This window comes from Pseudomonas rhizosphaerae (assembly GCF_000761155.1).
In the GTDB taxonomy this organism is placed as follows: Bacteria; Pseudomonadota; Gammaproteobacteria; order Pseudomonadales; family Pseudomonadaceae; genus Aquipseudomonas; species Aquipseudomonas rhizosphaerae.
The window spans coordinates 3,936,613-3,961,626 of record NZ_CP009533.1 but is presented as its reverse complement, the minus strand read 5'-3'; the positions used below and the strand labels follow the sequence as shown (position 1 = coordinate 3,961,626).

Annotated in this window: 22 protein-coding genes and 1 pseudogene; 12 read left to right on the top strand and 11 right to left on the bottom strand. The window is 63.1% G+C overall.

Annotated elements, in window-relative coordinates; genetic code table 11:
- Positions 1–87: 87 nt before the first annotated feature.
- Positions 88–381, bottom strand: coding sequence for a cell division protein ZapA (locus tag LT40_RS17580; protein ID WP_043192387.1), 294 nt, complete (start codon positions 379–381; stop codon positions 88–90).
- The gene (locus tag LT40_RS17575) at positions 378–602 is read right to left on the bottom strand and encodes a hypothetical protein (protein WP_043192386.1); all 225 of its coding nucleotides are present in this window, start codon (positions 600–602) and stop codon (positions 378–380) included. The genes LT40_RS17580 and LT40_RS17575 overlap by 4 nt, the downstream gene beginning before the upstream one ends.
- Before the next feature lie 256 nt (positions 603–858).
- Between LT40_RS17575 and LT40_RS22125 the strand changes: the two are divergent.
- Both LT40_RS22125 and LT40_RS22120 read left to right on the top strand, forming a co-directional pair.
- A pseudogene (locus tag LT40_RS22125) lies at positions 859–1,629 on the top strand (MCP four helix bundle domain-containing protein); the annotation flags it as partial.
- Positions 1,612–2,484: a methyl-accepting chemotaxis protein gene (locus tag LT40_RS22120; RefSeq protein WP_410904288.1), complete on the top strand. Its 873-nt coding sequence runs from the start codon at positions 1,612–1,614 to the stop codon at positions 2,482–2,484. The pseudogene LT40_RS22125 and the gene LT40_RS22120, both read left to right, overlap by 18 nt.
- 148 nt (positions 2,485–2,632) lie before the next feature.
- On the opposite strand, the gene gbcB is transcribed toward LT40_RS22120, so the two are convergent.
- Positions 2,633–3,733 (bottom strand): glycine-betaine demethylase subunit GbcB, encoded by a 1,101-nt coding sequence (gbcB, locus tag LT40_RS17565; protein ID WP_043192384.1) that lies wholly within the window; start codon positions 3,731–3,733, stop codon positions 2,633–2,635.
- 287 nt (positions 3,734–4,020) lie between these two features.
- Between gbcB and gbcA the strand changes: the two genes are divergently transcribed.
- The 6 genes from gbcA to LT40_RS17535 all read left to right on the top strand — a co-directional run bounded on the left by gbcA (position 4,021) and on the right by LT40_RS17535 (position 12,294).
- The gene (gbcA, locus tag LT40_RS17560; protein WP_043192383.1) at positions 4,021–5,316 is read left to right on the top strand and encodes a glycine-betaine demethylase subunit GbcA; all 1,296 of its coding nucleotides are present in this window, start codon (positions 4,021–4,023) and stop codon (positions 5,314–5,316) included.
- A gap of 302 nt (positions 5,317–5,618) precedes the next feature.
- On the top strand, positions 5,619–6,395 hold the full coding sequence (locus LT40_RS17555; protein WP_148308576.1) for a hypothetical protein: 777 nt from the start codon (positions 5,619–5,621) through the stop codon (positions 6,393–6,395).
- Positions 6,388–6,714, top strand: coding sequence for a hypothetical protein (locus tag LT40_RS17550; protein ID WP_043192381.1), 327 nt, complete (start codon positions 6,388–6,390; stop codon positions 6,712–6,714). Before LT40_RS17555 ends, LT40_RS17550 begins: the two co-directional genes overlap by 8 nt.
- A complete protein-coding gene (locus LT40_RS17545) occupies positions 6,683–6,961 on the top strand; it encodes a hypothetical protein (RefSeq protein ID WP_043192380.1) in 279 nt (92 codons plus the stop codon). Before LT40_RS17550 ends, LT40_RS17545 begins: the two co-directional genes overlap by 32 nt.
- Before the next feature lie 173 nt (positions 6,962–7,134).
- On the top strand, positions 7,135–10,149 hold the full coding sequence (locus LT40_RS17540) for an RHS repeat-associated core domain-containing protein (protein ID WP_052393458.1): 3,015 nt from the start codon (positions 7,135–7,137) through the stop codon (positions 10,147–10,149).
- A 120-nt stretch (positions 10,150–10,269) separates the two neighbouring features.
- Positions 10,270–12,294 (top strand): acyltransferase family protein, encoded by a 2,025-nt coding sequence (locus LT40_RS17535; protein ID WP_052393457.1) that lies wholly within the window; start codon positions 10,270–10,272, stop codon positions 12,292–12,294.
- Between the two features lie 56 nt (positions 12,295–12,350).
- Here the strand turns inward: LT40_RS17535 and etfB are convergent, their stop codons facing one another.
- The 6 genes from etfB to LT40_RS17505 form a co-directional block, all read right to left on the bottom strand.
- A complete protein-coding gene (gene etfB / locus LT40_RS17530; RefSeq protein ID WP_043192379.1) occupies positions 12,351–13,121 on the bottom strand; it encodes an electron transfer flavoprotein subunit beta in 771 nt (256 codons plus the stop codon).
- Between the two features lie 28 nt (positions 13,122–13,149).
- Positions 13,150–14,370, bottom strand: a complete 1,221-nt coding sequence (gene etfA / locus LT40_RS17525; protein WP_043192378.1) for an electron transfer flavoprotein subunit alpha — start codon at positions 14,368–14,370, stop codon at positions 13,150–13,152.
- Complete coding sequence (dgcB, locus tag LT40_RS17520; RefSeq protein ID WP_043192377.1) at positions 14,370–16,322, bottom strand: dimethylglycine demethylation protein DgcB; 1,953 nt, start codon at positions 16,320–16,322, stop codon at positions 14,370–14,372. The genes etfA and dgcB overlap by 1 nt, the downstream gene beginning before the upstream one ends.
- 119 nt (positions 16,323–16,441) lie before the next feature.
- Positions 16,442–18,502, bottom strand: coding sequence for a dimethylglycine demethylation protein DgcA (gene dgcA / locus LT40_RS17515; RefSeq protein WP_043192376.1), 2,061 nt, complete (start codon positions 18,500–18,502; stop codon positions 16,442–16,444).
- An 18-nt stretch (positions 18,503–18,520) separates the two neighbouring features.
- Positions 18,521–19,051, bottom strand: a complete 531-nt coding sequence (locus LT40_RS17510; protein WP_043192375.1) for a DUF5943 domain-containing protein — start codon at positions 19,049–19,051, stop codon at positions 18,521–18,523.
- A gap of 119 nt (positions 19,052–19,170) precedes the next feature.
- The gene (locus tag LT40_RS17505; RefSeq protein ID WP_043192374.1) at positions 19,171–20,148 is read right to left on the bottom strand and encodes a dipeptidase; all 978 of its coding nucleotides are present in this window, start codon (positions 20,146–20,148) and stop codon (positions 19,171–19,173) included.
- 374 nt (positions 20,149–20,522) lie between these two features.
- Between LT40_RS17505 and LT40_RS17500 the strand changes: the two genes are divergently transcribed.
- The gene (locus LT40_RS17500; protein ID WP_043192373.1) at positions 20,523–20,924 is read left to right on the top strand and encodes a lysozyme inhibitor LprI family protein; all 402 of its coding nucleotides are present in this window, start codon (positions 20,523–20,525) and stop codon (positions 20,922–20,924) included.
- Between the two features lie 2 nt (positions 20,925–20,926).
- A complete protein-coding gene (locus LT40_RS17495) occupies positions 20,927–21,343 on the top strand; it encodes a DUF3010 family protein (RefSeq protein WP_043192372.1) in 417 nt (138 codons plus the stop codon).
- A gap of 10 nt (positions 21,344–21,353) precedes the next feature.
- On the opposite strand, the gene LT40_RS17490 is transcribed toward LT40_RS17495, so the two are convergent.
- Both LT40_RS17490 and LT40_RS17485 read right to left on the bottom strand, forming a co-directional pair.
- The gene (locus LT40_RS17490; RefSeq protein WP_043192371.1) at positions 21,354–21,611 is read right to left on the bottom strand and encodes a hypothetical protein; all 258 of its coding nucleotides are present in this window, start codon (positions 21,609–21,611) and stop codon (positions 21,354–21,356) included.
- A gap of 191 nt (positions 21,612–21,802) precedes the next feature.
- Positions 21,803–22,750: a GlxA family transcriptional regulator gene (locus tag LT40_RS17485; RefSeq protein ID WP_043192370.1), complete on the bottom strand. Its 948-nt coding sequence runs from the start codon at positions 22,748–22,750 to the stop codon at positions 21,803–21,805.
- A 228-nt stretch (positions 22,751–22,978) separates the two neighbouring features.
- On the opposite strand from LT40_RS17485, the gene choX reads away from it, so the two are divergent.
- Positions 22,979–23,899: a choline ABC transporter substrate-binding protein gene (gene choX / locus LT40_RS17480; protein ID WP_043192369.1), complete on the top strand. Its 921-nt coding sequence runs from the start codon at positions 22,979–22,981 to the stop codon at positions 23,897–23,899.
- Between the two features lie 162 nt (positions 23,900–24,061).
- Positions 24,062–24,946, top strand: coding sequence for a 3-dehydrocarnitine:acetyl-CoA trimethylamine transferase CdhC (gene cdhC, locus LT40_RS17475; protein ID WP_043192368.1), 885 nt, complete (start codon positions 24,062–24,064; stop codon positions 24,944–24,946).
- Positions 24,947–25,014: the final 68 nt, after the last annotated feature.

Here is a 25,014-nt window from a genome sequence, read left to right as displayed (position 1 = left end):
GATTTTCGCAGAGCGCAGGGCAACACGCTACCCGCCAGGGGGTGGGCGGCGGACCTCTAGGGGGGACCGCCCTGCTGCCCGGTTGGATCAGTTTCCAGTGTCGCTGCAACGGCTGACCAAGGCATCGATCCGGCTTTTGCACTGGTCCATGGCCTGGGCATGGCCCTGGCTCAATTCGACCTGGCGCTGGCACAGGTTCAATGCTGCCAGCACCAACAGGCGGTCGCCGACCAACGTCGGGTGACTGCGTTTGGTCTGTGCCAAGGTGCGTTCGAGCATGCCGAACGCCTGGCGCAGCGCCTGCTGTTCGCCGGGCGGCGCTTTCACTGAATATTCGTTGCCCAGAATCGAGAAGACCTCGACCCCGTCATCAAGGTTCATACCGCCGCCGCAGCAGCACGCTCGACCAGGGCCTGAATGCGCGCGGCAGTCGCACCCTGTTTCTCTTCCTGCTCGAGCAGACTGAGCTGCAGCGTGTCGTTGTCATCCTTGGCCTGGGCCAGCTCACCGGCCAGTTGGGCATTGCGTTCGGCCAGTTCCTGGTTGTGCTTTACCAGATCGTTTACCAGGCTTTCCAATTGATTCAGGGATGCTTCCAACATTTGCTATTTCCAACACTTTTTCAGGGGCGCGAACGATAAAGAAAAAAAATCGCTCGAGCCAGCTTTGATAGGACCCCGATGGACCCACAGATCGCGGTTCGGTTCGTCCCGTTCATCGATCTTCATGCCTTCGCGGCGCTCGACGACGCTCGTCACCTGCGGCAATTGGTCCCTCAAGACTTTCCGTATTCGTCCGATAAGCCGTGATGCCCTTTCCTGTGTCGCACGGACCGCGCCTTCCCTTCGGTAACCTCACATGTCTTTACGCAACATGAATATCGCCCCGCGTGCCCTGCTCGGCTTCTCGCTCATTGGCCTGCTGATGATCGTGCTCGGGGTGTTTTCCCTGAACCAGATGAGCCATATCCGCGCCGCGGGCCAGAACATTGAAAACAACACCGTACCCAGCATCACCAGCCTCGACGAGCTGACCCAGTTGACCCTGCGCCTGCGCGTGCTGTCGTATCGCCTGCTGCTGAACCGTGAAGCCGATACCCAGCAGAAAACCGTGCAGCTGTTCGATCAGCGCAACGAGCAGATCAACCAGGCCCAGGCTCGCTACGAGAAAATGATCGCCAGCAGCGAGGAGCAGGCCGCCTACGACGACTACAAGCGTCTGCTGGGGCAGTACCGTCAGCTCGAGGCGCGCATGAAGAACTTCTCGGCCACCGGCCAGGTGGATGAGCTGCGCGCGATGCTCAACAGCGACATGCTGAGCAACTCGGAACAGGTCAACGCCGTGCTCGAAAAGCTGGTCAAGATCAACAACGTGCAAACCCGCGAGATCAATCAGCAAGCCGAGGACGAGTACCGTTCGGCGTTCGCCTGGGTGGTGGGCATGCTGATCGTGGCTACCCTGCTGACGTTCCTGTTCGCCTGGCTGCTGACCCGCAGCATCGTCAAGCCGATCGATCAAGCGCTCATCGCGGCCGAGGCAATCGCCGAGGGCAATCTGACCCAACCGATTCATGCTGAAGGCCGCGATGAAGCCGCGCGGCTGCTGCTGGCCATGCAGAAGATGCAAGGCAAGCTGCGCGATACCCTGCAACGCATTTCCGGTTCGGCGACCCAATTGGCCTCTGCCGCCGAGGAACTCAACAGCGTGACCGACGAAGGCGCCCGCGGCCTGACTCAGCAGAACAACGAAATCGAACAGGCCGCCACGGCGGTCAACGAGATGACCAGCGCGGTCGAGGAAGTGGCACGCAATGCCGTGAGCACGTCCGAGGCGTCGCGCGATGCCACCAGCTCGGCCAGCGATGGTCGTGACCTGGTCATGGAAACGGTCAGCGCCATCGAGCGCATGAGCGGTGACGTGCAGAGCACCGCCGAGCTGATCGGCAACCTGGCCACCGAATCGCGGGACATCGGCAAGGTGCTGGACGTGATCCGTGGCCTGGCCGACCAGACCAACCTGCTGGCGCTCAACGCGGCCATCGAGGCGGCACGTGCTGGTGAGGCAGGTCGCGGCTTTGCCGTGGTGGCCGACGAAGTGCGTGCGCTGGCGCATCGCACCCAGCAGTCGACCAGCGAGATCGAGCGCATGATCGGCAGCATCCAGGGGGGTACCGAGCAGGCCGTGGATTCGATGCGCAACAGCACCGAACGCGCCGAGTCGACCCTCAACATCGCCAAGGGCGCCGGCATGGCGCTGGAGACCATCAATGGTGCGATCGTGCAGATCAACGAGCGCAACCTGGTGATCGCCAGCGCCGCCGAAGAGCAGGCGCAGGTGGCACGCGAAGTGGACCGCAACCTGGTGAACATTCGCGACCTGTCGGTGCAGACTGCCGCAGGTTCGGCGCAGACCACGGCGGCCAGTGGGGAATTGGCGCGCCTGGCGGTGGATCTGAATGCGATGGTGGCGCGCTTCAAGGTGTAAACCACCGGCGCCTCGATGCGGTCATTCAGAGACACCGCGTGCACCGCCGTAACCTGTGGGAGCGGTCATCGGCCGCGAAGGTCCGCCACCTGATGCCTGACCCACCGAGGCGTTCCTTTCGCGGCCACGGACCGCTCCCACAGATAGATCAGAACTCGATCCGCACATCCCCCTTCGGCACGCTGCAGCAGGAAAGGATATAACCCTCGGCTTCGTCATCCTCGGTGATGCCGCCGTTGTGCTCCATCTCCACTTCGCCGCCCAGCTTCAACACCTTGCAGGTGCCGCAGATTCCCATGCCACACGCCTTGGGGATCATCATGCCGAGCTTGGACGCCGCCGCATGCACGGTTTCACCCGGTGCCACGCGGATGCTCTTGCCGCTGGCGGTGAACTCCACCAGGTGCTGCTCCGAAACGTCGACTTCCGGGGCATCGGCGGCCTGCTCGGCCTGTTCCACGGCGTCGGCACGCGCCTCGGGAGGCGTGGCGCCGAACGATTCCTCGTGGTAGCGGGTCATGTCGAAGCCGGCGGCTTCCAGCAGGCGCTTGACCGCGTTCATGTACGGAGTCGGCCCGCAGCAATACACCTCGCGCTCCATGAAATCGGACGCGATCAGCTCCAGCAGCTTGTGGTTGAGATACCCGCGGTAGCCCGACCACGGCTCACCCAGCCCATGCTTCTCGCAGATGATGTGCAGGCTGAAGTTGTCGACGCGCGAGGCCATGTGCTCCAGCTCGCGGTGGTAGATGATGTCCTTGGGTGAGCGCGCACTGTGCACGAAGACCATGTCGACGTTGGCATTGGTGTCGTAGAACCAGCGCGCCATCGACATCACCGGCGTGATGCCGACCCCGCCGCTGAGGTAGAGGATCTTCGGCGCCGGGAAGTCGATGGCATTGAACAGCCCGACCGGACCATGCACCGCCAGCTCCTGGCCTTCGTGCAGGGTGTCGTGCAACCAGTTCGACACCCGCCCGCCCGGCACCCGTTTGATGGTGATGGAAAAGCTGTAGGGCACCGACGGCGCGCTGGAGATGGTGTACGAGCGCATCACCGGCTCGCCTTCGATTTCCAGCTCCAGGGTCACGAACTGGCCCGGCTTGAAGAAGAACAGGATCGGCTGGTCGGCCATGAAGCAGAAGGTGCGCACGTCCCAGGTTTCCTGGATCACCTTGACGCAACGAACGATGTGCCGCCCGTTGGCCCAGGTCTGGGTATTGACGGGCATCAGGAAGGGGTTGGACATGCTGGTCTCCAAGGTCGACTGCCGACGGTGCGTGCAGCGATTCTGCGTGCGCACCGCCCCTGCCACATTCCCATCCGCGACATCCACATGCTTATGGCGACCAGCCCCATGCTGCCTAGCCTGCAGCGTCGGGAATGGATTTGGCCATGTCGCCCATGGATAAGGTTGCCGGCGCGCCGAGTCGCACACTCCACCGCATCTGAACGCAGTTTCAGCCGCCTTGCGTCGACAACCGTAACCGCCACTTTTTTTCGCGGCCACACTGCATGGCCATGAGGATCAACACGATGGATGCCACCACTACCCTGAGCCTGGGCGATCCACTGGAACCCGCACGCAAGGCCACCGCCCAGATGCTGCAGGAGCGCGAGCGCACCTTCTCGCTGCCGCAGCCGTTCTACAACGACGAGCGCCTGTTCCAGATCGACATGCAGGAGATCTTCAACAAGGAATGGCTGATCGCCGGCATGACGTGCGAAATCCCGGCCAAGGGCAACTACCTGACCCTGCAGATCGGCAGCAACCCTATCATCGTGATACGCGGGGCCGAAGGCGTCGTGCACGCTTTCCACAACGTCTGCCGCCATCGCGGTTCGCGGCTGTGCACCAAGGAAAAGGGCAAGGTGGCCAAGCTTGTCTGCCATTACCACCAATGGACCTACGAGCTGGACGGTCGGCTGCTGTTCGCCGGCACCGAGATGGGCGCCGACTTCGACATGAAGCAGTACGGCCTCAAGCCTGTGCACGTGAAGACCTCCGGCGGCTACATCTTCATCAGCCTGGCCCAGAACCCGCCCGCAATCGACAACTTCCTCAGTACGCTGAACCATTACATGGAACCGTACGACATGGAAAACACCAAGGTCGCGGTGCAGACCGATCTGCTGGAAAAGGCCAACTGGAAACTGGTGCTGGAGAACAACCGCGAGTGCTACCACTGCGGCGGCTCCCACCCCGAACTGCTCAAGACCCTGCTGGAATGGGACGACGTCACCGACCCCCGTGCCGACCAGGCCTTCAAGGACCACGTGGCCGCTTCGGCCGCTGCCTGGGATGCCGAGAAGATCCCCTACGCCCACGCCAGCCACGGCCTGCGCAATCGCATCGTGCGCATGCCGCTGCTCAAGGGCACGCTGTCGATGACGATGGACGGCCAGGTCGGCTGCAAGAAACTGATGGGCCGCATCAAGAACCCGGACCTGGGCTCGATGCGCATCCTGCACCTGCCCCATTCCTGGAACCACTGCATGGGTGACCACATCATCGTCTTCACGGTGTGGCCGATCAGCGCCCAGGAAACCTTGGTCACCACCAAGTGGCTGGTGCACAAGGATGCCGTGGAAGGCGTGGACTACGACGTCGCGCGCATGCGTCAGGTGTGGGACGCCACCAACGACCAGGACCGTCGCCTGGCCGAGGAAAACCAGCGCGGCATCAACTCCACCGCCTACCAGCCAGGCCCGTATTCGAAAACCTACGAGTTCGGCGTGGTGAACTTCATCGACTGGTACAGCGAGCGCCTGCTGAGCAACCTGGGCGCGGAGCCTGCGGCCTACTTGAAGGGTGTGGCCGTGCACGAGTAACCCGTAGCCGCGGCGCATGCCGCGTCAATGGCCACCGCAGCGCACCTGAAAGGCCGCAGCGAGGGCCGACGCGGTTGGCGCCGTTGACGCTGGCGCCTCGGGTCTCGCGCAGGCGAAGCTGGGTTTGTACGCGTGATTCATACCAAAAGCGCTCGTGGTGAGCACCCTACCGATCAGAGATAAACGAGAGAATTTATCAGATCCAGGCAGGACACCATGTCACCCCTCGAAATACCTCGGAACACCTCAGCCTTCACAGCCGCACCCCTACCTTGGTGTTGTCGGACCCTCGCGGCCTTGCCGTGCGTCGCATCGACTACTACCGAAGCCAGGCCGGTACCGCTGCAGAACCACGAATCAACGCTCAGTGGCATGACCACGCCGGACGTCCGACCGATCAATGGGATGCACGTCAGTTCGCCCACTTTCAGGCCGGTACCCGTACGACGCCCAACCAGCACACTGTATATAGCCTGACGGGCAACGTTGTACTCGAACACAATGTGGACAGCGCGAGCAGGACCAATTTGTACGATGTGGCCGGTCGTCCGGCTGACAACTGGAATGCCAAAGGCACCGTCAGGCAATACCGGTACGACGACTGCGCAAGGCCGGTCGCCATTCTTCAGTCGGGATCCGATGGCAGCATGCGGACCACTCAACGCCTGAGCTACGGTCCGGCAGATGCAGCGTCTGCGGCACGCAACCAGTGCGGGCGCATCTGCCGGCATGACGACGACAGCGGTACGCTGTTGTTCGACAGCTACACGCTGCGGGGAGAAACCAGCGCCCAGCGACAGCGCTTCCTCAGCGATCTCGCGGCGTCGGACTGGCCTGCCGAGATCGTCGCGCGCGATGCCCTGCTCGAACCCGGCGACGGTTACCTGAGCCTCAGTCAATTCGATGCCAGTGGTGCACCGCTGAGCATGACGGATGCCAAAGGCAACCGACAAACGCCGAGCTACGACATAACCGGGCAGGAAAGCGCGCGGTGGCGTGGCAGGAGCCGCAGTTGGCTTTGTGGCCAGTCCGTTTGGCGCAGCGGTTGGCGGAGTTGCGGGTACCTTGGTGATGGGTGAAATCTTCGCCCAGTCAGCAGGCAAGCTGGCCGATGAAATAGGCTTGGGCGCACCGCTCAATATCATGTCTCACGCATTCGACTGGGACTATGACTCCCATGAGCAGCAGGATTTTCTCACCCAGGGCCGGCGGATCAAAGATCGCATCCGCTCACTCAAGCCGGAGACGGAGGCCGAGTGGGCCGATACCTTCAAGGACGTTACCGAGCGCGCCCTGCCCTTCGGCGAAGTCGTTAGCACACAGTATGTGGTCGCCTCGGTGGTGCTCCTCCGCCATCACGCTGGGCGTGGAACTGGCCAAAGGCCCCAAGAGCGATGAGAAGATCAACTACCTGATCAACCAGGGGGACGTCTTGGTGAACTACATCGAGTGGGATTTTGCCGAGATCAAGGCGTTGCTGGCCCAGGACGGGGCGCAGTACCCGAGCATCGAGACGCAGTTCAAGGCACTGCCGGCAGCCAAGAGCCTCGACTCTCTGGAACGCAGGAAAGACGGTTTGATCAATCAGATACACACGACTCAGACCAACTTGCGCCAGCACCTGGAAAACCGTAAGGCAGCGTAGGCAACCGCGCCCGGCGCGTCGGCCACTGCTCAGGTTCTCAATGAACCGCGCCAGTGGCCGGCGCGCCGGACCTCACTGCAGTTGTGCAAGAAGTGCATACCATAGAGGTTCATGGCTGGAGGCTGATCGATCGTAGATAAAGAGGGAAATCTATCCGATCAAGGCAGGACCCCATGTCGCCTCACCCCCGTTCATCCGATCAACTGACCATCCACAGCCGCACGCCTGCACTGGCGGTTTGCGACCCTCGAGGTTTAGCCGTTCGCAGTATCGGTTACTATCGCCGACAAGCCGACACCCCGGCAGTGCCTCGCATCAATGCCCAATGGCATGACTGCGCCGGGCGTCCCATCGCTCAATGGGATCCACGCCAGTTCGCCCAGTTCTGCGCCGGCAACAGCGAGACATCCAATCAGCGCACGACATTCAGCCTTTCCGGCGCCACCCTTCGCCAGCACAATGTCGATTCGGGCTGGAAGATCATGCTGCATGACCGTCATGGGCTACCTACCTCTACGTGGGACAGTCGCGGTATCGCAACCCATTGCCACTATGATGATATTGCGCGCCTGGTGACCACGGTCAAATGCACCGCCGAAGGCCAGCCACGCACTGCACAGCGGGTCAGCTACGCCGCAGCGAATGCCGAGCAGGCTTCACGCAATCTGTGCGGCGCCATCTACCGCCACGATGACGACGCCGGAAGCGTGTTCACCGAAGCGTTGGACATCCAGAACCAGATCATCAGCACGACGCGCCACTACCTGGCCGGCACGGTGGCTGCCGATTGGCCGCAACCCCACAGTGAACGCGATGCGTTGCTCGAACCCGGTGCGGGCTATCACAGCACGTACCGGCATGATGCAACCGGCCAACTGCTGAGCCATACCGATGCGCTGGGCAATGTCCAGCACTTCGGCCACGATGCCAGCGGAGCACAGCACACCGCACGGTTGATCACCGCCCAAGGCACAGAGCACGAACTGCTGCGAGCCACGGTACGCGATGCTGCCGACTGTGTGGTGTCGCAGACCGCGGGCAATGGGGTGACCAGCCGCAACGAGTACGACCCTGTCGACTTGAGGTTGCAACGCTCGATCTCCAGGCGCGCCGACAACTCGGTGCTGCAGGATCTGCGTTATCTGTACGATCCAGTAGGCAACGTCGTGCAGATCAGCGATGACGCCCAACCGGTTCGACATTTCGCCAATCAGCGCACCGAGCCGACCAACCTTTACCGCTATGACTCATTCGGCCAACTGATCGAAGCCTGCGGTCGCGAAGCGGCCAATACCGGCGGTGACGGGCCGCTGCTACCCCCGCTACTGGCCCTGCCCCAGGATGCTTCGTTGCTGCTCAACTACACGCAACACTTGAGTTACGACGAAGCCGGCAATCTGGTGGAACTTCGGCACGTCAACGGCCAACGTAACCGGACCCAGCGCATGGCTGTGGCACGCGCCAACAATCGGTCTTTGGCCGAGCGCAATGGGCAGTTGCCCGACGAAGCGCAACTTGCTGCCGCATTCGACCGCAACGGCAACGGCCACGCCTTGGAGGCAGGCCAGGCACTGGCCTGGGACGAGTACAATCAGCTGCACGAAGTGGCGACCGTGCGCCGCGATGACGGCCAGAACGACTACGAGCGCTATGTCTACGATGCGTCCGGCGCTCGGGTACGCAAGCAGTCCACGGCGATGCAGAGCCAGGGCTCGCGTGTGTGCGAAGTGCGCTACCTGCCTGGCCTTGAAATTCGTACCGATAGCCGCAGCGGCGAACGACTGCACGTGATCCTGGCCCAGGCCGGCAATAGCAGCGTACGGCTGCTGCATTGGGCAGAGGGCAAGCCTGAGGCATTGCCCAATGACCAACTGCGCTACAACCTGAGCAACCATCTGGGTTCGTGCACCCTGGAAGTCGACAAGGATGGGCACCTGCTCAGCCGTGAAGAGTATTACCCCTTCGGCGGCACGGCCTGCTGGGCCGGGCGCAGCGCACTGGAAGCCAAGTACAAGACGGTGCGCTACTCGGGCAAGGAGCGCGATGCCAGCGGACTGTACTACTACGGCCTGCGCTACTACGCCCCTTGGCTGATGCGCTGGATCAACCCCGATCCAGGCGGCGACATCGATGGCTTGAATCTGTATGCCATGGTGGGCAACAACCCGGTCTCCATGGTCGACAGCGACGGCCGCGCCAAGACTCACTACGACACACTCGAGGACATGATCGCTGCAGGCCCGACTGCCGAATACCTGGAGGGTCAGCCCAGTTGGGGGCGAGGTTCGGCGAAAGAGCAGAAGCGTAAGTACGACAACTGGAAAGGCCACTGCAAAACGTGGTTCAACCGCGCCAGAGACTCACGAGCACGGGTACTGCTGGCGTCGTTCGAAATCGCCCATACTCGCAGCGCTGGAGTCATCCAGGCATTGAAAAACATGGAAAGCAAAAGCGAACTGGCCAAGTCGGTAGCCCTGCGCGGGGCAACGATTGCCGTCTCTAACCTGGCGTCCACAGGCGTGGGTGCGGCTACAGGTGCCGTACTCGGAACTATGGTACTGCCTGGTCCTGGCACCGTGGTCGGCACAGGCATCGGTATGGTGGTCGGCAAGCTGGCGAGTGTTGCCGCTGAAAAAGGTATGGAAAAAGCGGGTAATACGGCAACTCTCGACCTCCATTCTGGCAGCCTGGGACCGTCATCGATCGTCAACGATGCCAAGATCCGCAAGAACGGCATACCCGGCAAGGCGTACGCCAAATTCCGCGGCTTGGTGCCGGACAGCACCAAGAACGGCGTAAACCTGACGACCGAAGTTGTGAAAACTACGGGTTCCAAGGTCTTGGGCCCTTACGGCGTTGCCTTCAAGATGGGTGTGGACTCGGTGAAGGCCGGCTATGAAGTGTACAAGTCGCAACAAGACAAGGACCCGGCCAAGCTGGATCGCCTGGAAGCCGGTCCAGACCAAGCCTTCGCCGAGCTGTACGAACGCACGCTGCGCGTGGCGAAAATGTACGGCGCTACCGAGGCGGATGACCCGTTGCCTGGGCTGTATGAAGGCGTGTCACAAACCATGACGTTGGGTGATGTTGCGGCCAAGTTCGGTGCAGCCATCGATAGCCTGCAGGAGGCTGGCGCAGCGGTGGCAGCGTTCCGCCAACGACATCCAGGCGCGATGCAGGCGGCTTGATTTCGGCACGCCTGAAAAGCCCTGAATCGAAAGAGGAAATATCCGGATACTGTAGAACATTTGCTCCACAGGATCCGTGAACTAGTGTCGCCCCGACAATAAAAAAACAGGGGCGTCACCATGTCATCCACCTTTCATCTGCCCAGCACAGACCGTCGACCCGCCGGGGGCTATCTACCCGGCATCGACGGCCTGCGCGCCATCGCGGTCCTTGCCGTGATCGTCTTCCACGTCGAGTTTCTCGGGTTCCTTCCAGGGGGCTTCACTGGCGTGGACATGTTCTTCGTCATTTCCGGTTATGTCATCAGCCAGTCCTTGGCCGAAAGACGCCACCGGGCTTTGCGTGACTACCTATTGGATTTCTACCGCCGCCGGGCCCTGCGCATCCTGCCGGCGCTGTTGGTGGTATTGCTGGTCAGCGTGCTGGTGTCCGCCCTGCTGGTACCGCCGGTGTGGCTCAGCAACCACAATGCCGACACCGGCCTGACCGCGTTTCTGGGCGTCAGCAACTTCACCCTGGCGTGGCAAAGCAACACGTATTTCTCCCCCAGTGCCGAGTTCAATCCCTACCTGCACACCTGGTCATTGGCCGTGGAGGAGCAGTTCTACGTGATCTTTCCAGTACTGTTCTTCTGCTGGCTGCGCTACCACACCACCCACCTGCTGGCCCGGATCGCATTGCCGCTGCTGACCCTCGCTTCGCTGGCGTGGTGCGCGATGCAAACCCAGGCCGCGCCGTTGTCGGCGTTCTACCTATTGCCCAGCCGGTTCTGGGAGCTCGCGGCCGGAGCGCTGTTGTTTCAGATGTTGGACAACACAACCGATGCTCGACGCAGGGCAACATGGCCGTTGGTTCTGCTGGGCGCAGGGCTGGGGCTGCTGGTGGCAGGGTTTGTATGGACACCTGCACGCGAATTCCCCTTTCCCTGGGCATTGGTCACTGTGGCCGGAACTGCGTTGGCCATCGCCGGCATCGTGCTCGCCGGCGGCGGCGGCGGGCGGGCTGGTGTGTTGCACCGCGTCTTGAGTGCGTGGCCAGTGACCTATTTCGGACGCCTGTCCTATTCGCTGTACCTGTGGCACTGGCCAGTGGCGGTGTTTCTGCGCTGGACCGTTGGCTTGGAGACAGTGCTCGTACAGGTGCTGTACCCACTGGTCGTGCTGGGTCTGGCTGCCGCTTCCTACCACTGGATCGAACAACCCATGCGCCGTGGCCGCAGAATGCTTCAATGCCGTGCCGGCCTGACGATCAGCGCGGCCCTGCTGGCCGTGGGGCTGTCTGCCGGGGCTGCCATGTGGACGGTGGACAACACCGAGCGCCTGTCCTTGAGCCGCGTTGCCGACAGCTACGTCTGGCACGCCTACAAACACTACCCTCGTGAACCCATCGAAGTGGTCGAGGACCCTGCCCTGCAAGGACGTCAATTGTTCGTGCTGGGCGATTCGCACACGGCGGCCTACCGCACGATGTTGAATATCGTCTCGTTGCGCCTGGGGATCGAGGTGGTGGAATACGAGCGCGGTGGCTGTGCGGTAGTCAGCCTCTTGGCGGCCGATCCGGCGGCCTGTGGTGAGTGGAAGAACGATGCACTGGCCGATATCCAGGCCCGTGCCAAACCCGGCGACGTGGTGTTCCTGGCGTCCCTGCGCATGCCGGAACTGGCGGGACGCGACGGTTGGAAGGATGAAGATGTTCTCTTTGCTCAAGCGCTGGGCGAACGCACCGCGCAACAGGCCCAAGCTGCTCGCACTGCCGCCGATGCGGTGCTCGCCCCTTTGCAGGCGGCTGGGCTGACGGTGCTGATCGACGCACCGTCGCCGGTCTTCAAGGCGCCGGCCAACCGTTGTTCGGACGCGTTCAACCGCATGAACCCGATCTGCGCACCCGGGCTGACCGTGGAGCGGGATCGGTTATTGCAGCTACGCGCGCCGCAGATGCATTTGCTGACCCAATTGGCCCGGGAGTACCCGGTGCTGAAGATCTGGGACCCGTTGCCGATCCTGTGCCCTGGCCACCTGTGCTCGGCCTATGACGAGAAAGGCGACCCTTTGTTCGCCGATGCAGACCACCTCAGCGGTCACGGCAACCGAGTGCTGGAGCCTTCGTTCACGCAGTTCCTGATAAATCTCTACCGCCCTCTGTAGCGGCGCGAGCCGCGTCCGGGGTCAGCGCGTTGGCACTGCAGCAACGCGCAACAATATCAACGCACCACCCCCTCTTCGATCAACGCCTTGAGGATCGCCTGAGCGCCATCTTCGGCGCTCAAGCCCTTGAGCACCTGCCCGCCACCACCACTGGCCTTGGCCGTGGCGGCTTTCATGCGGTCGGCGCCACTCTTGGCCTTGATCACTTTCAAACGCTTTGGCCGAGGTTTGGCCGGTTGCAGTTCGGCGCTGTCGAACAGCGCGTCGTTGATCACTTCCACATCGTCCACCGCCAGCCGCCCACGCTGGGCAGGGCCATAGGCACTCTGCCGTGGTTTGGGGGCAGCGTTGTCGACCGTGGCCAGCATTGGCAGACGCACCTTGAGGCGCCGTCGCTGGCCACGGGGCAAAGCCTGCAGCACCTGAGCCACGCCGTTGTCGATGGACTCCACTTCCGCCAGGCCGACGATCATCGGCCAGCCGAGCTTTTCGGCCAGCAGAAACGGCAGCATGCCCGAGCCTTCGCCGGTTTCGGCCTGGGTCCCGGTCAGCACCAGTTGCGCGCCGGCGCCTTGCAGGTATTCGCACAATGCCGGCAAGGCGTCGGCGCCCTGGGGTTGTTCGAGCACATGCAACTGGTGCAGCCCCATGCCCAGGTAGGCACGCAGGGCCGGCTCGGCCACATCGCCGGCGTGCAGCACCTGCAAGTCGTCCCCAGCCAGTTGCAGGCCCAGTTCCACCGCGCGCGAGTCCTGGTCGGCGCGTCGAGGACGGCCGGAGGTCGGGTGGGCTCCGATGGAAACCAGACTGATGACTTTCGTGTTCATGACTTCGTCTCTCTCATCGAGGCGCCCTTCAGGCGGCGTCGCGTTTGGCTGGGTTGCGCCAGGCTTCAATGGCGGCGATCAGGGCCTGCATGATCGCCTGGCTGTCGCCGATCACCGACAGATCCGCCCGCTTGACCATGTCGCAGTTGGCATCGAGGTTGACGGCAATGACCTTGTCGCACCCGCCGATACCCTGCAAATGCTGGATCGCACCGGAAATGCCCACCGCCACATAGACCCGCGCGGTTACCCAGGTACCACTGGCGCCGACCTGACGGTCGCGCAGCATGAAGCCATCGTCCACCGCCACCCGCGAGGCACCTTCGGTTGCACCCAGGGCCTGGGCGGTGCGGTGGAACAGCTGCCAATCCTTCACCCCATTGCCACCGGAAAAAATGAATTCCGATTCGGCCATGGGAATTGCGGCAGGGTCGACCGCCACTGCACCCAAATCTTCGATGCGCGGCAGGCTGCGTGGCGCCGCTGCGGACAACGCCACCGGCAGCACTTCGTGGCGGCTTTCATCCACCGGCTCGGCGCATTCGGCGGCCGCCAGGATCAAGCGCGGCAGCGGCCGGGCGATGTCCTGCTGGCCGGCACCGGCGCGGCTGATGCACTGCCCGTCCTTGACCTGCCACACACGCGTTGCGGGGCGTTCGCCCACGCGCGCGGCGAAGCGCCGACCCAGTTCACCGCCACCGGTGCGACTGTCTGGCAGCAGCCAGTGACGCGGTGCGAATTGATTGTCCACCGCCTGCAGGCCTTGGATACGCTGCTCGGGGGCATAGCCGTCGAATTCGACGCCGTCCAGTACCAGCAAGCGATCCACACCGGCCGTGTCGAAGGCGCTTTCCTTGTGCTCGCCGAAGACGATGGCCAACACCGCACCCGCCTGGCCGGCCAACTGATGGGCCAGGCCCAGCACGTCGCGGTCGTGACTGCTCAGGCGGCCGCCGATCATGTCCGGCACCACGGCAATGTAGAACGCCGGTACGGCCACCTGGTGCAGCGGCAACTTAACTTCAACGGCTGTCGAGCGCTTGCCGCTACCGCCCTGCTGGGCCCCGCTGCGGTCGATGCGCTTGACCCCATTGGGGCCGATGAAGCCGATGCCATGGGGGTTCTTGCGCATGACCCCGTTGGGCCCCATCCACGTGCTGGCCTGAGGCTGCATGGCGCTGTGCAACGGATGCAGCCGGTTGCGAGCGATCCACTCGGCTCGCGGATCACGACGAATAAGGTCGCTCATCAATGCGCCTCCTCGGCCAGTTCACGTTTGACCGGTGCCGGTTTGGCGGGCGCAACGGTGTCCTCTATCAGCGCCTCGGCCACCAGTTCGGCGATGTCCTTGATCAATGGCCGCGGCTCCACCACGCCTTCGAGCATGGCGGTGCACTGCGGGCAGCCGACGGCCACCACATCGGCCTGGGTTTCGCGGATGTCCTCCATGCGCATGTCCGGAATCCGTTGCTTGCCCGGGATGTCGGTGATGGGTGCCCCGCCACCGCCACCGCAGCAGCGGGAACGAAAACCCGAGCGCTGCATTTCCCTGACCTCGATGCCCAGTGCCTTGAGCACATCGCGCGGTGCCTGGTACTCACCGTTGTAGCGACCGAGGTAGCACGGGTCGTGGTAGGTCACGCTGGCGCCCTTGTGCTGGCCCAGTCGGAGCTGGCCGGCGCCGACCAGTTCGGCCATGAAGGTGCTGTGGTGCAACACCTGATAATTGCCGCCCAACGCGCCGTATTCATTCTTCAATACGTGGAAGCTGTGCGGATCGCAGGTGACGATGCGCTTGAAGCCGTACTTGGCCAAGGTGCCGATATTGCGCTTGGCCAGTAGTTGGAAAGTCGCCTCGTCACCCAGTCGCCGGGCCACGTCGCCACTGTCGCGTTCCTCAAGCCCCAGAACGGCGAAGTCGACCTTGGCAGCTTTCAGCACTTTGACGAAGGCGCGCAGGGTGCGCTGGTTGCGCATGTCGAAAGCGCCGTCGCCAACCCAGAACAGCACGTCGGCGTTTTTTTTGTCGCCGAACAGCTGCAGATTCAGGTCCGCGGCCCAGTTCATGCGGCCGCCGGGGTTGAAGCCGCCGGGGTTGTCGGTGGCAATCAGGTTGTCCAGCACTTCGGCGCCCTTGTTGGGCGTGGCGCCTTTTTCCAGGGTCAGGTGGCGGCGCATGTCGACGATGGCATCGACGTGCTCGATCATCATCGGGCACTCTTCCACACAGGCGCGGCAGGTGGTGCACGACCACAGCGTGTCGGCATCGACCAGGCCATTGACGATCGGCTGGTGCGGATTGCCGGCGTGCTCGCCGATGGCTTTGCCAGGGTACGGGCTGCCAGCGAACTTGGCATCGGTACCGCCCGCCAGGCCCACGACCATGTCCTGAATGAGCTTCTTGGGGTTCAACGGCTGGCCGGCGGCGAACGCCGGGCAGGCGGCCTCGCATTTACCGCATTGCACGCAGGCATCGAAGCCCAGCAACTGGTTCCAGGTGAAGTCCTTGGGCTTTTCCACACCCAGCGGTGCCGTGGGGTCGTTCAGGTCCAGCGGTTTCAGGCCGGTCGAGCGACCGCCGCCGAAGCGCTCGGCGCGGCGGTGCCAGGCCAGGTGCAAGGCGCCGGCGAAAGCGTGCTTCATCGGTCCGCCCCAGGTCAGCCCGAGAAACAACTCGGATACGCCCCAGGCCACACCAATGCCCAGCACCACGGCCAGTACCCAGCCACCGAAGTTCATCGGCAAGATACCGGCCACCGGCAAAGTGGCGATGAAGAAGGTCGCCGAGAACATCAGCAGGCTTTTCGGCAGGCGCATCCACGGGCCTTTGGACAGGCGCGCAGGCGGGTTGAGGCGGCGGGCGTAGACGAAGCAGGCACCGACGAACATCAGCGCCGTGGCCAACAGCAGCGCGTAGCCAAGAATGCGGTTGTGCAGGCCGAAGCCGTGGACGAGCACCGCCAGCACCGCCGCCAGCACCGCACCACCGGCGGTGGCCACGTGGGTGTTGGCGATGTATTTGTCGCGAGCGACCACGTGGTGCAGGTCGACCATGTAGCGCTTGGGCATGGCCAACAGGCCGCCCAGCAGGTCGACCTGTGAAGGCCGGCCGCGGCGCCACATATTGATTCGCCGCACGGCGCCCATGACAGCCAGGGCGAGGGCGGCGAACAGCAGGATGGGAAGCAGTGTGTCGAGCATGGTGAAGCCTCTTTGGACCCTCGTAGGAGCGGTCATCGGCCGCGAAACGGCCACTGCGTTGTATCAGGTACACCGCAGTGCTTCTTTCGCGGCCGATGACCGCTCCTACAGGGGAAGGATCAAAAATCCTTGCACAGGCGCAGCGCGTCGTAGATCGCCGCGTGGGTGTTGCGCTGGGCCACGCAGTCGCCGATGCGGAACAGCAGGTAGTCGTCACCCGTTGTGCTCAACGACGGTTGCGGCTGGATGGCGAACAGAGCGTCGATGTCCATCTGGCCCTTGTTGCGCGAACCCTGCTTGAGCTCGTAATAGAGCTTCTCGTCGGGACGCACGCCGTTCTCCACCACCACCTGGTCGACCACCCGTTCTTCCTTGGCACCGGTGTATTCGTTCTCCAGCACCGCCACCAGCTTGTCGCCCTCGCGGTAGACCTTTTCCAGCATCAGGTCGCCGGTCATGATCACTTCCTTGGGGTACATGCTGCGGTAGTAGGTCGGGAACGACGTACCGCCGATGGCCACGCCCGGCTTGATGTCGTCGGTGACGATCTCGACCTGGCAGCCCTTGTCGGCCAGGAAGTCGGCCACCGACATGCCGGTGAATTCGCAGATGGTGTCGTACACCAGGACGTTCTTGCCCGGCGCGACCTTGCCGTCGAGCACGTCCCAGCTGCTGACCACCAGGCCTTCATCGGCGCCCCAGTGCTCGCCCTGCTCGAGAAACGGATGGCCACCCACGGCCAGTACGACGATGTCCGGACGCAGATCCATGAGGGTGTCGGCATCGGCAGCAGTGCCCAGGCGCAGATCGACTTTCAAACGTGCCAGTTCTAGCTGGAACCAGCGGGTGATGCCGGCGATCTGGTCACGCTGCGGCGCCTTGGACGCCGTGGTGATCTGGCCGCCGATGAATTCCTTCTTCTCGAACAGGGTCACGTCGTGGCCGCGCTCGGCCGACACCCGCGCCGCCTCCATGCCGGCCGGGCCGGCACCGACCACCACCACCTTGCGCTTCACGCCGGTGGATTTTTCGATGATGTGCGGCACACCCATGTATTCCCGCGACGTGGCCGCGTTCTGGATGCACAGTACGTCCAGCCCTTGATACTGCCGGTCGATGCAGTAGTTGGCGCCCACGCACTGCTTGATCTGGTCGACCTGGCCCATCTTGATCTTGGCGATCAGGTGCGGGTCGGCGATGTGCGCGCGAGTCATGCCGACCATGTCGACGTAGCCGCCTTCCAGAATGCGCGTGGCCTGGTTCGGGTCCTTGATGTTCTGTGCGTGCAGCACCGGGATGTTCACCACTTCCTTGATGCCGGCCGCCAGGTGCAGGAACGGCTCCGGTGGATAGCTCATGTTGGGGATGACGTTGGCCAGGGTGTTGTGGGTGTCGCAACCCGAGCCCACTACGCCGAGGAAATCGAGCATGCCGGTGTCGCTGTAGTACTTGGCGATTTCCTTCATGTCCTCGTGGCTCAAGCCATCGGGATGGAATTCGTCGCCGCAGATGCGCAGGCCCACGCAGAAGTCGTCGCCGACTTCCTTGCGCACGGCCTTGATCACCTCGATGCCGAAGCGCATGCGGTTCTCGAAGCTGCCGCCCCATTCGTCGGTCCGCTTGTTGACCCGCGGGCTCCAGAACTGGTCGATCATGTGCTGATGCACCGCCGACAGCTCCACGCCGTCCAGGCCACCGGCCTTGGCCCGCGCCGCGGCGCTGGCGTAGTTGCCGATCACGCGCCAGATCTCTTCAGGCTCGATGGTCTTGCAGGTAGCGCGGTGCACCGGCTCGCGAATGCCCGAGGGCGACATCAGCGTGGGCCAATGCTCGCCGTCCCAGCGCGAGCGACGGCCCATGTGGGTGATCTGGATCATGATCTTGGCGCCATGCTTGTGCATGGCGTCGGCCAGGTTCTGGAAGTGCGGAATGATCTTGTCGGTGGCCAGGTTCACCGATTTCCACCAGCCCTGGGGGCTGTCGATGGCCACGCTGGAGGAACCGCCGCAGATGGCCAAGCCGATACCACCACGGGCTTTCTCTTCGTAGTATTTGACGTAACGATCAGTGGTCATGCCGCCATCGGTGGCGTAGACCTCGGCGTGCGCGGTGCTGAGCACGCGGTTGCGGATCGTCAGCTTGCCGATCTGGATCGGCTGGAACATCGCTTCGAAAGCCATGGCGGCGTCTTCCTCGACTTACAACGGTTTCACGGTGAAGAGGCCATCTTCGTGGCCTTCTTCGGAGCCGCCGTAGACTTGCTCGGCGACGGTACGAATGCTGCTGCCGCGAGCGGCGAGAATCTGGTCCATGGCCCCGGCGAACCAGCCGGTGAACATGTAGTCGACCTTGCGCCCGACCTTGCCGTACACGTAGACGAAGGCGGAATGTTCCAGCTTGACGCTGCAGGTGCCTTTATCCAGGTCGATGTCCTGGATCTTGAACAACCCCCAGCCGCGCTGCGACAGACGCTTCATGTAGTGCTCGAACACCGCGACGCCTTCCAGGCCATGGCATTCGGCCTCTTTCTCGCACCAGTGCCAGGCGGATTTGTAGCCGGCCTTGTAGAGAATCTCGGCGTAGGCGTCGGCGCCCAGCACTTCTTCGATACCCATATGGTTGTTGACGAAGAAGTGGCGTGGCACGTACAGCATCGGCAAGGCGTCGGAGGTCCAGACGCCGGTTTCGCTGTCGACTTCGATGGGCAGTTGCGGGGCGATCTTGGCCATGCTTCGGTAACTCCGGAAAACGATGGTTTGCCCTTGCCCACGGGGGATGGCACCGCGTGGCGGTGTTCGCGGCCGATGACCGCTCCTACGGGGCAAGGGGTGAATGAGGGATCCGGGGTTTATTCTCCCCAGACGTCGCGCAGGACATTGACCCAGTTCTCGCCCATGATCTTGCGCACCACGCGTTCGCTGTGGCCGCGTTTGAGCAGGGTTTCGGTGAGGTTGGGGAATTCGCCCACGGTGCGGATGCCCAGCGGGTTGATGATCTTGCCGAAGCTGGTCAGGCGCCGCGCGTAGCCCTTGTCGTGGGTCAGGTATTCGAAGAAGTCCTGGCCATGGCCCTGGGTGAAGTCGGTGCCGATGCCGATGGCGTCTTCGCCAACGATGTTCATGGTGTATTCGATGGCTTCGGCGTAGTCGTCGATGGTCGAATCGATGCCCTTGGCCAGGAACGGCGCGAACATGGTCACGCCGACGAAGCCGCCATGGTCGGCGATGAACTTCAGCTCTTCATCGGACTTGTTGCGCGGGTGTTCCTTGAGGCCCGAGGGCAGGCAGTGCGAATAGCACACCGGCTTCTTCGATTCGAGAATGACTTCTTCACTGGTTTTCGAGCCGACGTGGGACAGGTCGCACATCACGCCGACGCGGTTCATCTCGGCGACGATTTCGCGACCGAATCCGGACAGCCCGCCGTCGCGCTCGTAGCAGCCGGTCCCCACTAGATTCTGGGTGTTGTAGCACATCTGCACGATGCCCACGCCCAGCTGCTTGAACACTTCCACGTAGCCGATCTGGTCCTCGTAGGCGTGAGCGTTCTGGAAACCGAAGAGGATGCCGGTCTTGCCGATTTCCTTGGCCTTGCGGATGTCGGCGGTGGTGCGCACCGGCATGACCAGGTCGCTGTTCTCGCGCATCAGCTTCTGGCTCTTGCAGATGCTGTCGACGGTGGCCTGAAAGCCTTCCCACACCGATACGGTGCAGTTGGCCATGGTCAGACCGCCCTTGCGCATGTCCTCGAACAGCTCACGGTTCCATTTGGCAATGATCAGCCCGTCGATAACGATGCTGTCGGCGTGCAGTTCGGCTGGGCTCATCGGGCGGTCCCCATCAGGCAAGTCAGGCGCCGAATCGTATGTCGGCGCTTCATGGGGCCAGCATATGCCTGCGCGAACCGGCGACCGGATGCAAAAACGACAGGGGAATTGCCGAAAGCGTCAACGCCCGATCCAAACGATAGCCAACTTCCCCGTGGGAGCGGTCCTCGGCCGCGAAAGGATCGCCGTGGTGAATCAGGCATTGCGCGGCGGGCTCTTCGCGGCCAATGACCGCTCCTACGGTGGACCTGTCCATGCCACCACCGGCCACTGCATGAAAAATACCGCATGCCATCGCTCTGCCCCTATGCTTTGCACCGCTGCTGAGACAGAATCAGCGGCATTGTCCTGCTTAACGGGTTAGGTAGATTCTCATGAGATTCACGCTGCTGATGCTTGCCCTGCTGTCCTTCGCCGCCCAGGCCGAAGAGTCCGACAGCCCCACCCCGTGCGATAACGTCGAAACCGATCAGCAGAGCTACGATTGCTCGGCCTACAACCGCAAGACCTCGGAAGCCGAGATGAGCGGGTCGTACACCGACCTGCTCGATCGCATCAAGTCCCAGTTCCCCGCAGACTCGCCCGAGCTCAAGGCATTCACCGGCAAGCTCAAGGCCGCCCAGGACCTGTGGGCCAAGTCGCGCGAAGCCGATTGCGACGTGTACACGGTCAATGCCGGCAAAGGCACCCAGGCGTATGAGATCGCGCAGAACGATTGTCGCGCGCAGAAAAGCGACGAGCGCTCCGAGTTCCTGCAGTCGGTGGGCCTGGAGTGAGCGTGAAAATAGCCGGGGTCGAGATCAAGGGCAGCGAAGCGATCTTCGCCGTGGTGGAGTACGTCGACGCCGATCTGGCGCACGTACCCGCTACCGTCAAGAAGATTGCCCTGGAAGACGATGACATCGCCGCAAACGTGCGGCAGTTCCGCACGCAAGTCGCCGCGTTCATCAGCGATAACGGGTTGAAGATGCTTGCCATCAAGAAACGCGGCAAGAAGGGTGAATTCGCCGGCGGGCCGACCACCTTCAAGATTGAAGGCGTGCTGCAACTGCTCGATGGCTGCGAGGCGGTGCTGGTGTCCCCGCAGACCATCAGTGCCCAGGCCAAGAAGCTGGCCGAGTTGCCGGGCAGCCTGAACAAGTACCAGCACGAAGCCTACAAGGCCGCTTGCGCAGTACTGCTCAAAGCTCGTTGAGAGCTGCCTTTCATTCCTCCTCGTTCACCCGGCAGTTCAGGCTGATGTCGGTCGGATTGCCAGGGTCCTGCGCCACGAAGGCGCGGGTCTTGCGCTCGGCCTCCGCCAGGCTGTCGGCCTCCACGGGCAGATCCACCAGGGTGTTGTCCCAGGCGTCGGTGGCCTGATTGTCGATGACGCGACAGTCGTACCAGGCGGCCGATGCCGGTCCGGCCAGAGTCAGAAGCGCCGCAGTAACTAGGCTCGATGCCATGACGTGCTTGCCCATTTCGATGATTCCTTTATCGATGAATGAGCGCGCAGGTTAGCGGCCGTGTGGCGCGCAAGAACGGTACATATGCATTAGCCTTACTGACGCCTTCGCGGCCACAGACCGCTCCCACCGGACAAACACATTCCATCCGTGGGAGCGGCCAGTGGCCGCGAATGATTCAGCCCAGCCGCTGCATGAGCAATGATCTACCCCGACTCGCGGCCACGCCGATCTTCCCGCGGGCAGCGGGCAAACCGCGCCCGATAGCTGCGGGTGAAATACGACGGTGAATCGAAACCACAGGCGATGCTGACCTCCAGCACGCTCATCGGCGTCTGGCGCAGCAGTTGCCGGGCTTTCTCCAGACGCAGGCGCAGGTAGAAATTACTCGGCGTGTCGTTCAAGTGCAGCCGGAACAAGCGCTCCAATTGGCGTCGCGTGACCTTGGCCAGCTCGGCCAACTGCAGCGTGCTCAGCGGCGGCTCGGTGTGCTGCTCCATTTCGCCGATCACCTGCACCAGCTTCTTGTTGCCGATGCCGTAGCGCGAGGCGATCTGCATGCGCTGGTGATCCTTGCGCGGCCGGATGCGGCCGACCACGAATTGCTCCGAGACCTGGATCGCCAGCTCGCTGCCGTGGGCCTGGCCGATCAGATCGAGCATCAGGTCGATGCAGGCGGTACCACCGGCGCAGGTGATGCGCGCACTGTCGGTTTCGAACAGCTCCTGGCTGGCGCTCAATGCCGGATAGGATTCGCGAAAGGCATCCAGAGCCTCCCAATGCAGCGCCACACGGTGGCGCTCGAGCAGGCCCGCTTCGGCGAGGACAAAGCTGCCGGTGTCGATGCCGCCCAGCGTCACCCCTTCGCGATCCAGACGGCGCAGCCAGTCGCGCAGTGCCCCATCGAAGGTGGCGAGCGGCTCGAAACCGGCCACCACCAGCAGCGTCGCCCCCGGGGCCAACGCGGTCAGCCCGCCGTCGGCATTCACCGACATGCCGTTGCTGGCCAACACCGCGCCGCCGTCCAGGCTCAGCACCTGCCAGCGATACAGCTCGCCGCGGAAGCGGTTGGCCACACGCAGCGGCTCGATGGCCGAGATGAAACCCATCGCAGAAAAGCCGGGCAGCAGCAGGAAGTGGAAGTCTTGGGCCATGGTGTGCTCGGTGATTTCTGCGGCGCGATCCTGTGAGGGCGTGGCGGGCGGCGAGCCCTCTGCCCGCGAAGAGGGCCTATGGGACACCACTAATACCTACCACGTCGCCACTGTGCAAGAGCCGGTCGCTGCAGTGCGATTTTTCCCCGGAGGCCCTGCGTACCTTATGCAAACGGCGCACAGACGCCGCCCCCATAACAATTCGAACTGCCGCTTGAGGGAGCCATCATGAATAGATTGATCAGCTGCTGCCTGCTGATGCTCACCGGTACCGCGCTGTTGACCGGCACGGCCAGCGCCGCGGAACCGGCCAGTTGCAAGAACGTGCGCCTGGGCGTGGTCAACTGGACCGATGTGATCGCCACCAGCGCCATGACCAACGTATTGCTCGACGACTTGGGCTACAACGTCAAGCAGACCAGCGCCTCCCAGCAGATCATCTTCGCCGGCATCCGCGACCAGCGCCTGGACATGTTCCTGGGCTACTGGAATCCGCTGATGACCCAGACCATCACCCCGTTCGTGGAACAGAAGCAGGTACGCGTGTTGGACCAGCCCAGCTTGAAAGACGCCCGCGCCACCTTGGCCGTGCCGACCTACCTGGCCGACAAGGGCCTGAAAAGCTTCGCCGACATCGCCAGGTTCAAAAAGGAACTGGGCGGCAAAATCTACGGCATCGAGCCGGGCTCGGGTGCCAACACCCAGATCAAGGACATGATCGCCAAGAACCGCTTCGGCCTGGGCGACTTTCAACTGGTGGAGTCCAGCGAGGCCGGGATGCTGTCGGCGGTGACCCGCGCGGTGAAGCGCAACGAGGCCATCGTGTTCTTCGGCTGGGCGCCGCACCCGATGAACGTCAACCAGGACATGACCTACCTGAGCGGCAGCGAAGACGCCCTTGGCCCGAACGAAGGCATGGCCACGGTGTGGACGGTGACCGCGCCGGACTACGCCAGCCGCTGCCCGAACGTGGACAAACTGCTGGGCAACCTGACCTTCACCGCGGCCGACGAGAGCCGAATGATGCAACCGCTGCTGGAGCACAAGGACGCCTTCGACTCGGCCCGGCAATGGCTCAAGGACCACCCCCAGGACCGACAGCGCTGGCTGCAGGGCGTGACCACCTTCGACGGCAAACCCGCCTCCTGAGCAATTCCTGTAGCAGCGGCGCAAGCCGCGTCCGGGGCCGGCCGCGCTGCATCAGCCACACCGCATTCACCGCCGACGCGGCTCGCGCCGCTGCTACACGCTCCCCGTTCGCGTTTGGATGACCGCGCTGCCAAGACCACACACACCTCAAGGATCCCTGCAATGAACCACGACGTCATCATCACCTGCGCCCTGACCGGTGCGGGCGATACCACCGCCAAAAGCCCTCACGTGCCCGTTACGCCGAAACAGATCGCCGCTGCCGCCGTCGAAGCGGCCAAGGCCGGGGCCACCGTGGTGCACTGCCATGTGCGCGATCCGCAGACTGGCCGCTTCAGCCGCGACGTGGCGCTGTACCGGGAAGTGATGGAGCGCATTCGCGAGGCCGATATCGACATCATCGTCAACCTCACCGCCGGCATGGGCGGCGACCTGGAAATCGGCCCAGGGGAAACTCCGATGGCGTTCGGCCCCGGCACCGACCTGATTGGTCCACTGGCGCGTCTGGCCCATGTCGAAGCGCTGCTGCCGGAGATCTGCACCCTGGACTGCGGCACCCTGAATTTCGGCGACGGCAACAGCATCTACGTGTCCACCCCCGCGCAGCTGCGCGCCGGCGCACAACGCATCACCGAGCTGGGCGTGAAGGCAGAACTGGAAATCTTCGACACCGGTCACCTGTGGTTCGCCAAGCAGATGATCAAGGAAGGACTGCTGCACGATCCGCTGTTCCAACTGTGCCTGGGCATCCCCTGGGGGGCGCCGGCCGATACCACTACCATGAAGGCCATGGTCGACAACTTGCCAGCAGATGCGGTGTGGGCCGGTTTCGGTATCGGCCGCATGCAGATGCCCATGGCCGCGCAGGCCGTGCTGCTTGGCGGCAACGTGCGGGTCGGGCTGGAAGACAACATCTGGCTTGAGAAAGGCGTGCTGGCCACCAACGGTCAACTGGTGGAACGGGCCAGCGAGATTCTGACCCGGCTCGGGGCACGGGTGCTGACGCCGGCCGAGGGGCGGCAAAAGATGAACCTCGTTCGACGGTGATTTCTTTGGTGCCTCCAGAGGGCCTCTTCGCGGGCAGAGACCCGCTCCCACACGGTTCGTACTCATCT

Coding starts and splice junctions, on each gene's coding strand:
- LT40_RS17500 (WP_043192373.1), top strand. CDS start 20,523: ATGAGATTCACGCTGCTGATGCTTGCCCTGCTGTCCTTCGCCGCCCAG.
- gbcA (WP_043192383.1), top strand. CDS start 4,021: ATGGATGCCACCACTACCCTGAGCCTGGGCGATCCACTGGAACCCGCA.
- LT40_RS17490 (WP_043192371.1), bottom strand. CDS start 21,611: ATGGGCAAGCACGTCATGGCATCGAGCCTAGTTACTGCGGCGCTTCTG.
- choX (WP_043192369.1), top strand. CDS start 22,979: ATGAATAGATTGATCAGCTGCTGCCTGCTGATGCTCACCGGTACCGCG.
- LT40_RS17580 (WP_043192387.1), bottom strand. CDS start 381: ATGAACCTTGATGACGGGGTCGAGGTCTTCTCGATTCTGGGCAACGAA.
- LT40_RS17575 (WP_043192386.1), bottom strand. CDS start 602: ATGTTGGAAGCATCCCTGAATCAATTGGAAAGCCTGGTAAACGATCTG.
- LT40_RS17510 (WP_043192375.1), bottom strand. CDS start 19,051: ATGGCCAAGATCGCCCCGCAACTGCCCATCGAAGTCGACAGCGAAACC.
- LT40_RS22120 (WP_410904288.1), top strand. CDS start 1,612: ATGCAGAAGATGCAAGGCAAGCTGCGCGATACCCTGCAACGCATTTCC.
- LT40_RS17535 (WP_052393457.1), top strand. CDS start 10,270: ATGTCATCCACCTTTCATCTGCCCAGCACAGACCGTCGACCCGCCGGG.
- LT40_RS17505 (WP_043192374.1), bottom strand. CDS start 20,148: ATGAGCCCAGCCGAACTGCACGCCGACAGCATCGTTATCGACGGGCTG.
- etfA (WP_043192378.1), bottom strand. CDS start 14,370: ATGAGCGACCTTATTCGTCGTGATCCGCGAGCCGAGTGGATCGCTCGC.
- LT40_RS17550 (WP_043192381.1), top strand. CDS start 6,388: ATGGGTGAAATCTTCGCCCAGTCAGCAGGCAAGCTGGCCGATGAAATA.
- dgcA (WP_043192376.1), bottom strand. CDS start 18,502: ATGGCTTTCGAAGCGATGTTCCAGCCGATCCAGATCGGCAAGCTGACG.
- dgcB (WP_043192377.1), bottom strand. CDS start 16,322: ATGCTCGACACACTGCTTCCCATCCTGCTGTTCGCCGCCCTCGCCCTG.
- gbcB (WP_043192384.1), bottom strand. CDS start 3,733: ATGTCCAACCCCTTCCTGATGCCCGTCAATACCCAGACCTGGGCCAAC.
- cdhC (WP_043192368.1), top strand. CDS start 24,062: ATGAACCACGACGTCATCATCACCTGCGCCCTGACCGGTGCGGGCGAT.
- etfB (WP_043192379.1), bottom strand. CDS start 13,121: ATGAACACGAAAGTCATCAGTCTGGTTTCCATCGGAGCCCACCCGACC.
- LT40_RS17485 (WP_043192370.1), bottom strand. CDS start 22,750: ATGGCCCAAGACTTCCACTTCCTGCTGCTGCCCGGCTTTTCTGCGATG.
- LT40_RS17540 (WP_052393458.1), top strand. CDS start 7,135: ATGTCGCCTCACCCCCGTTCATCCGATCAACTGACCATCCACAGCCGC.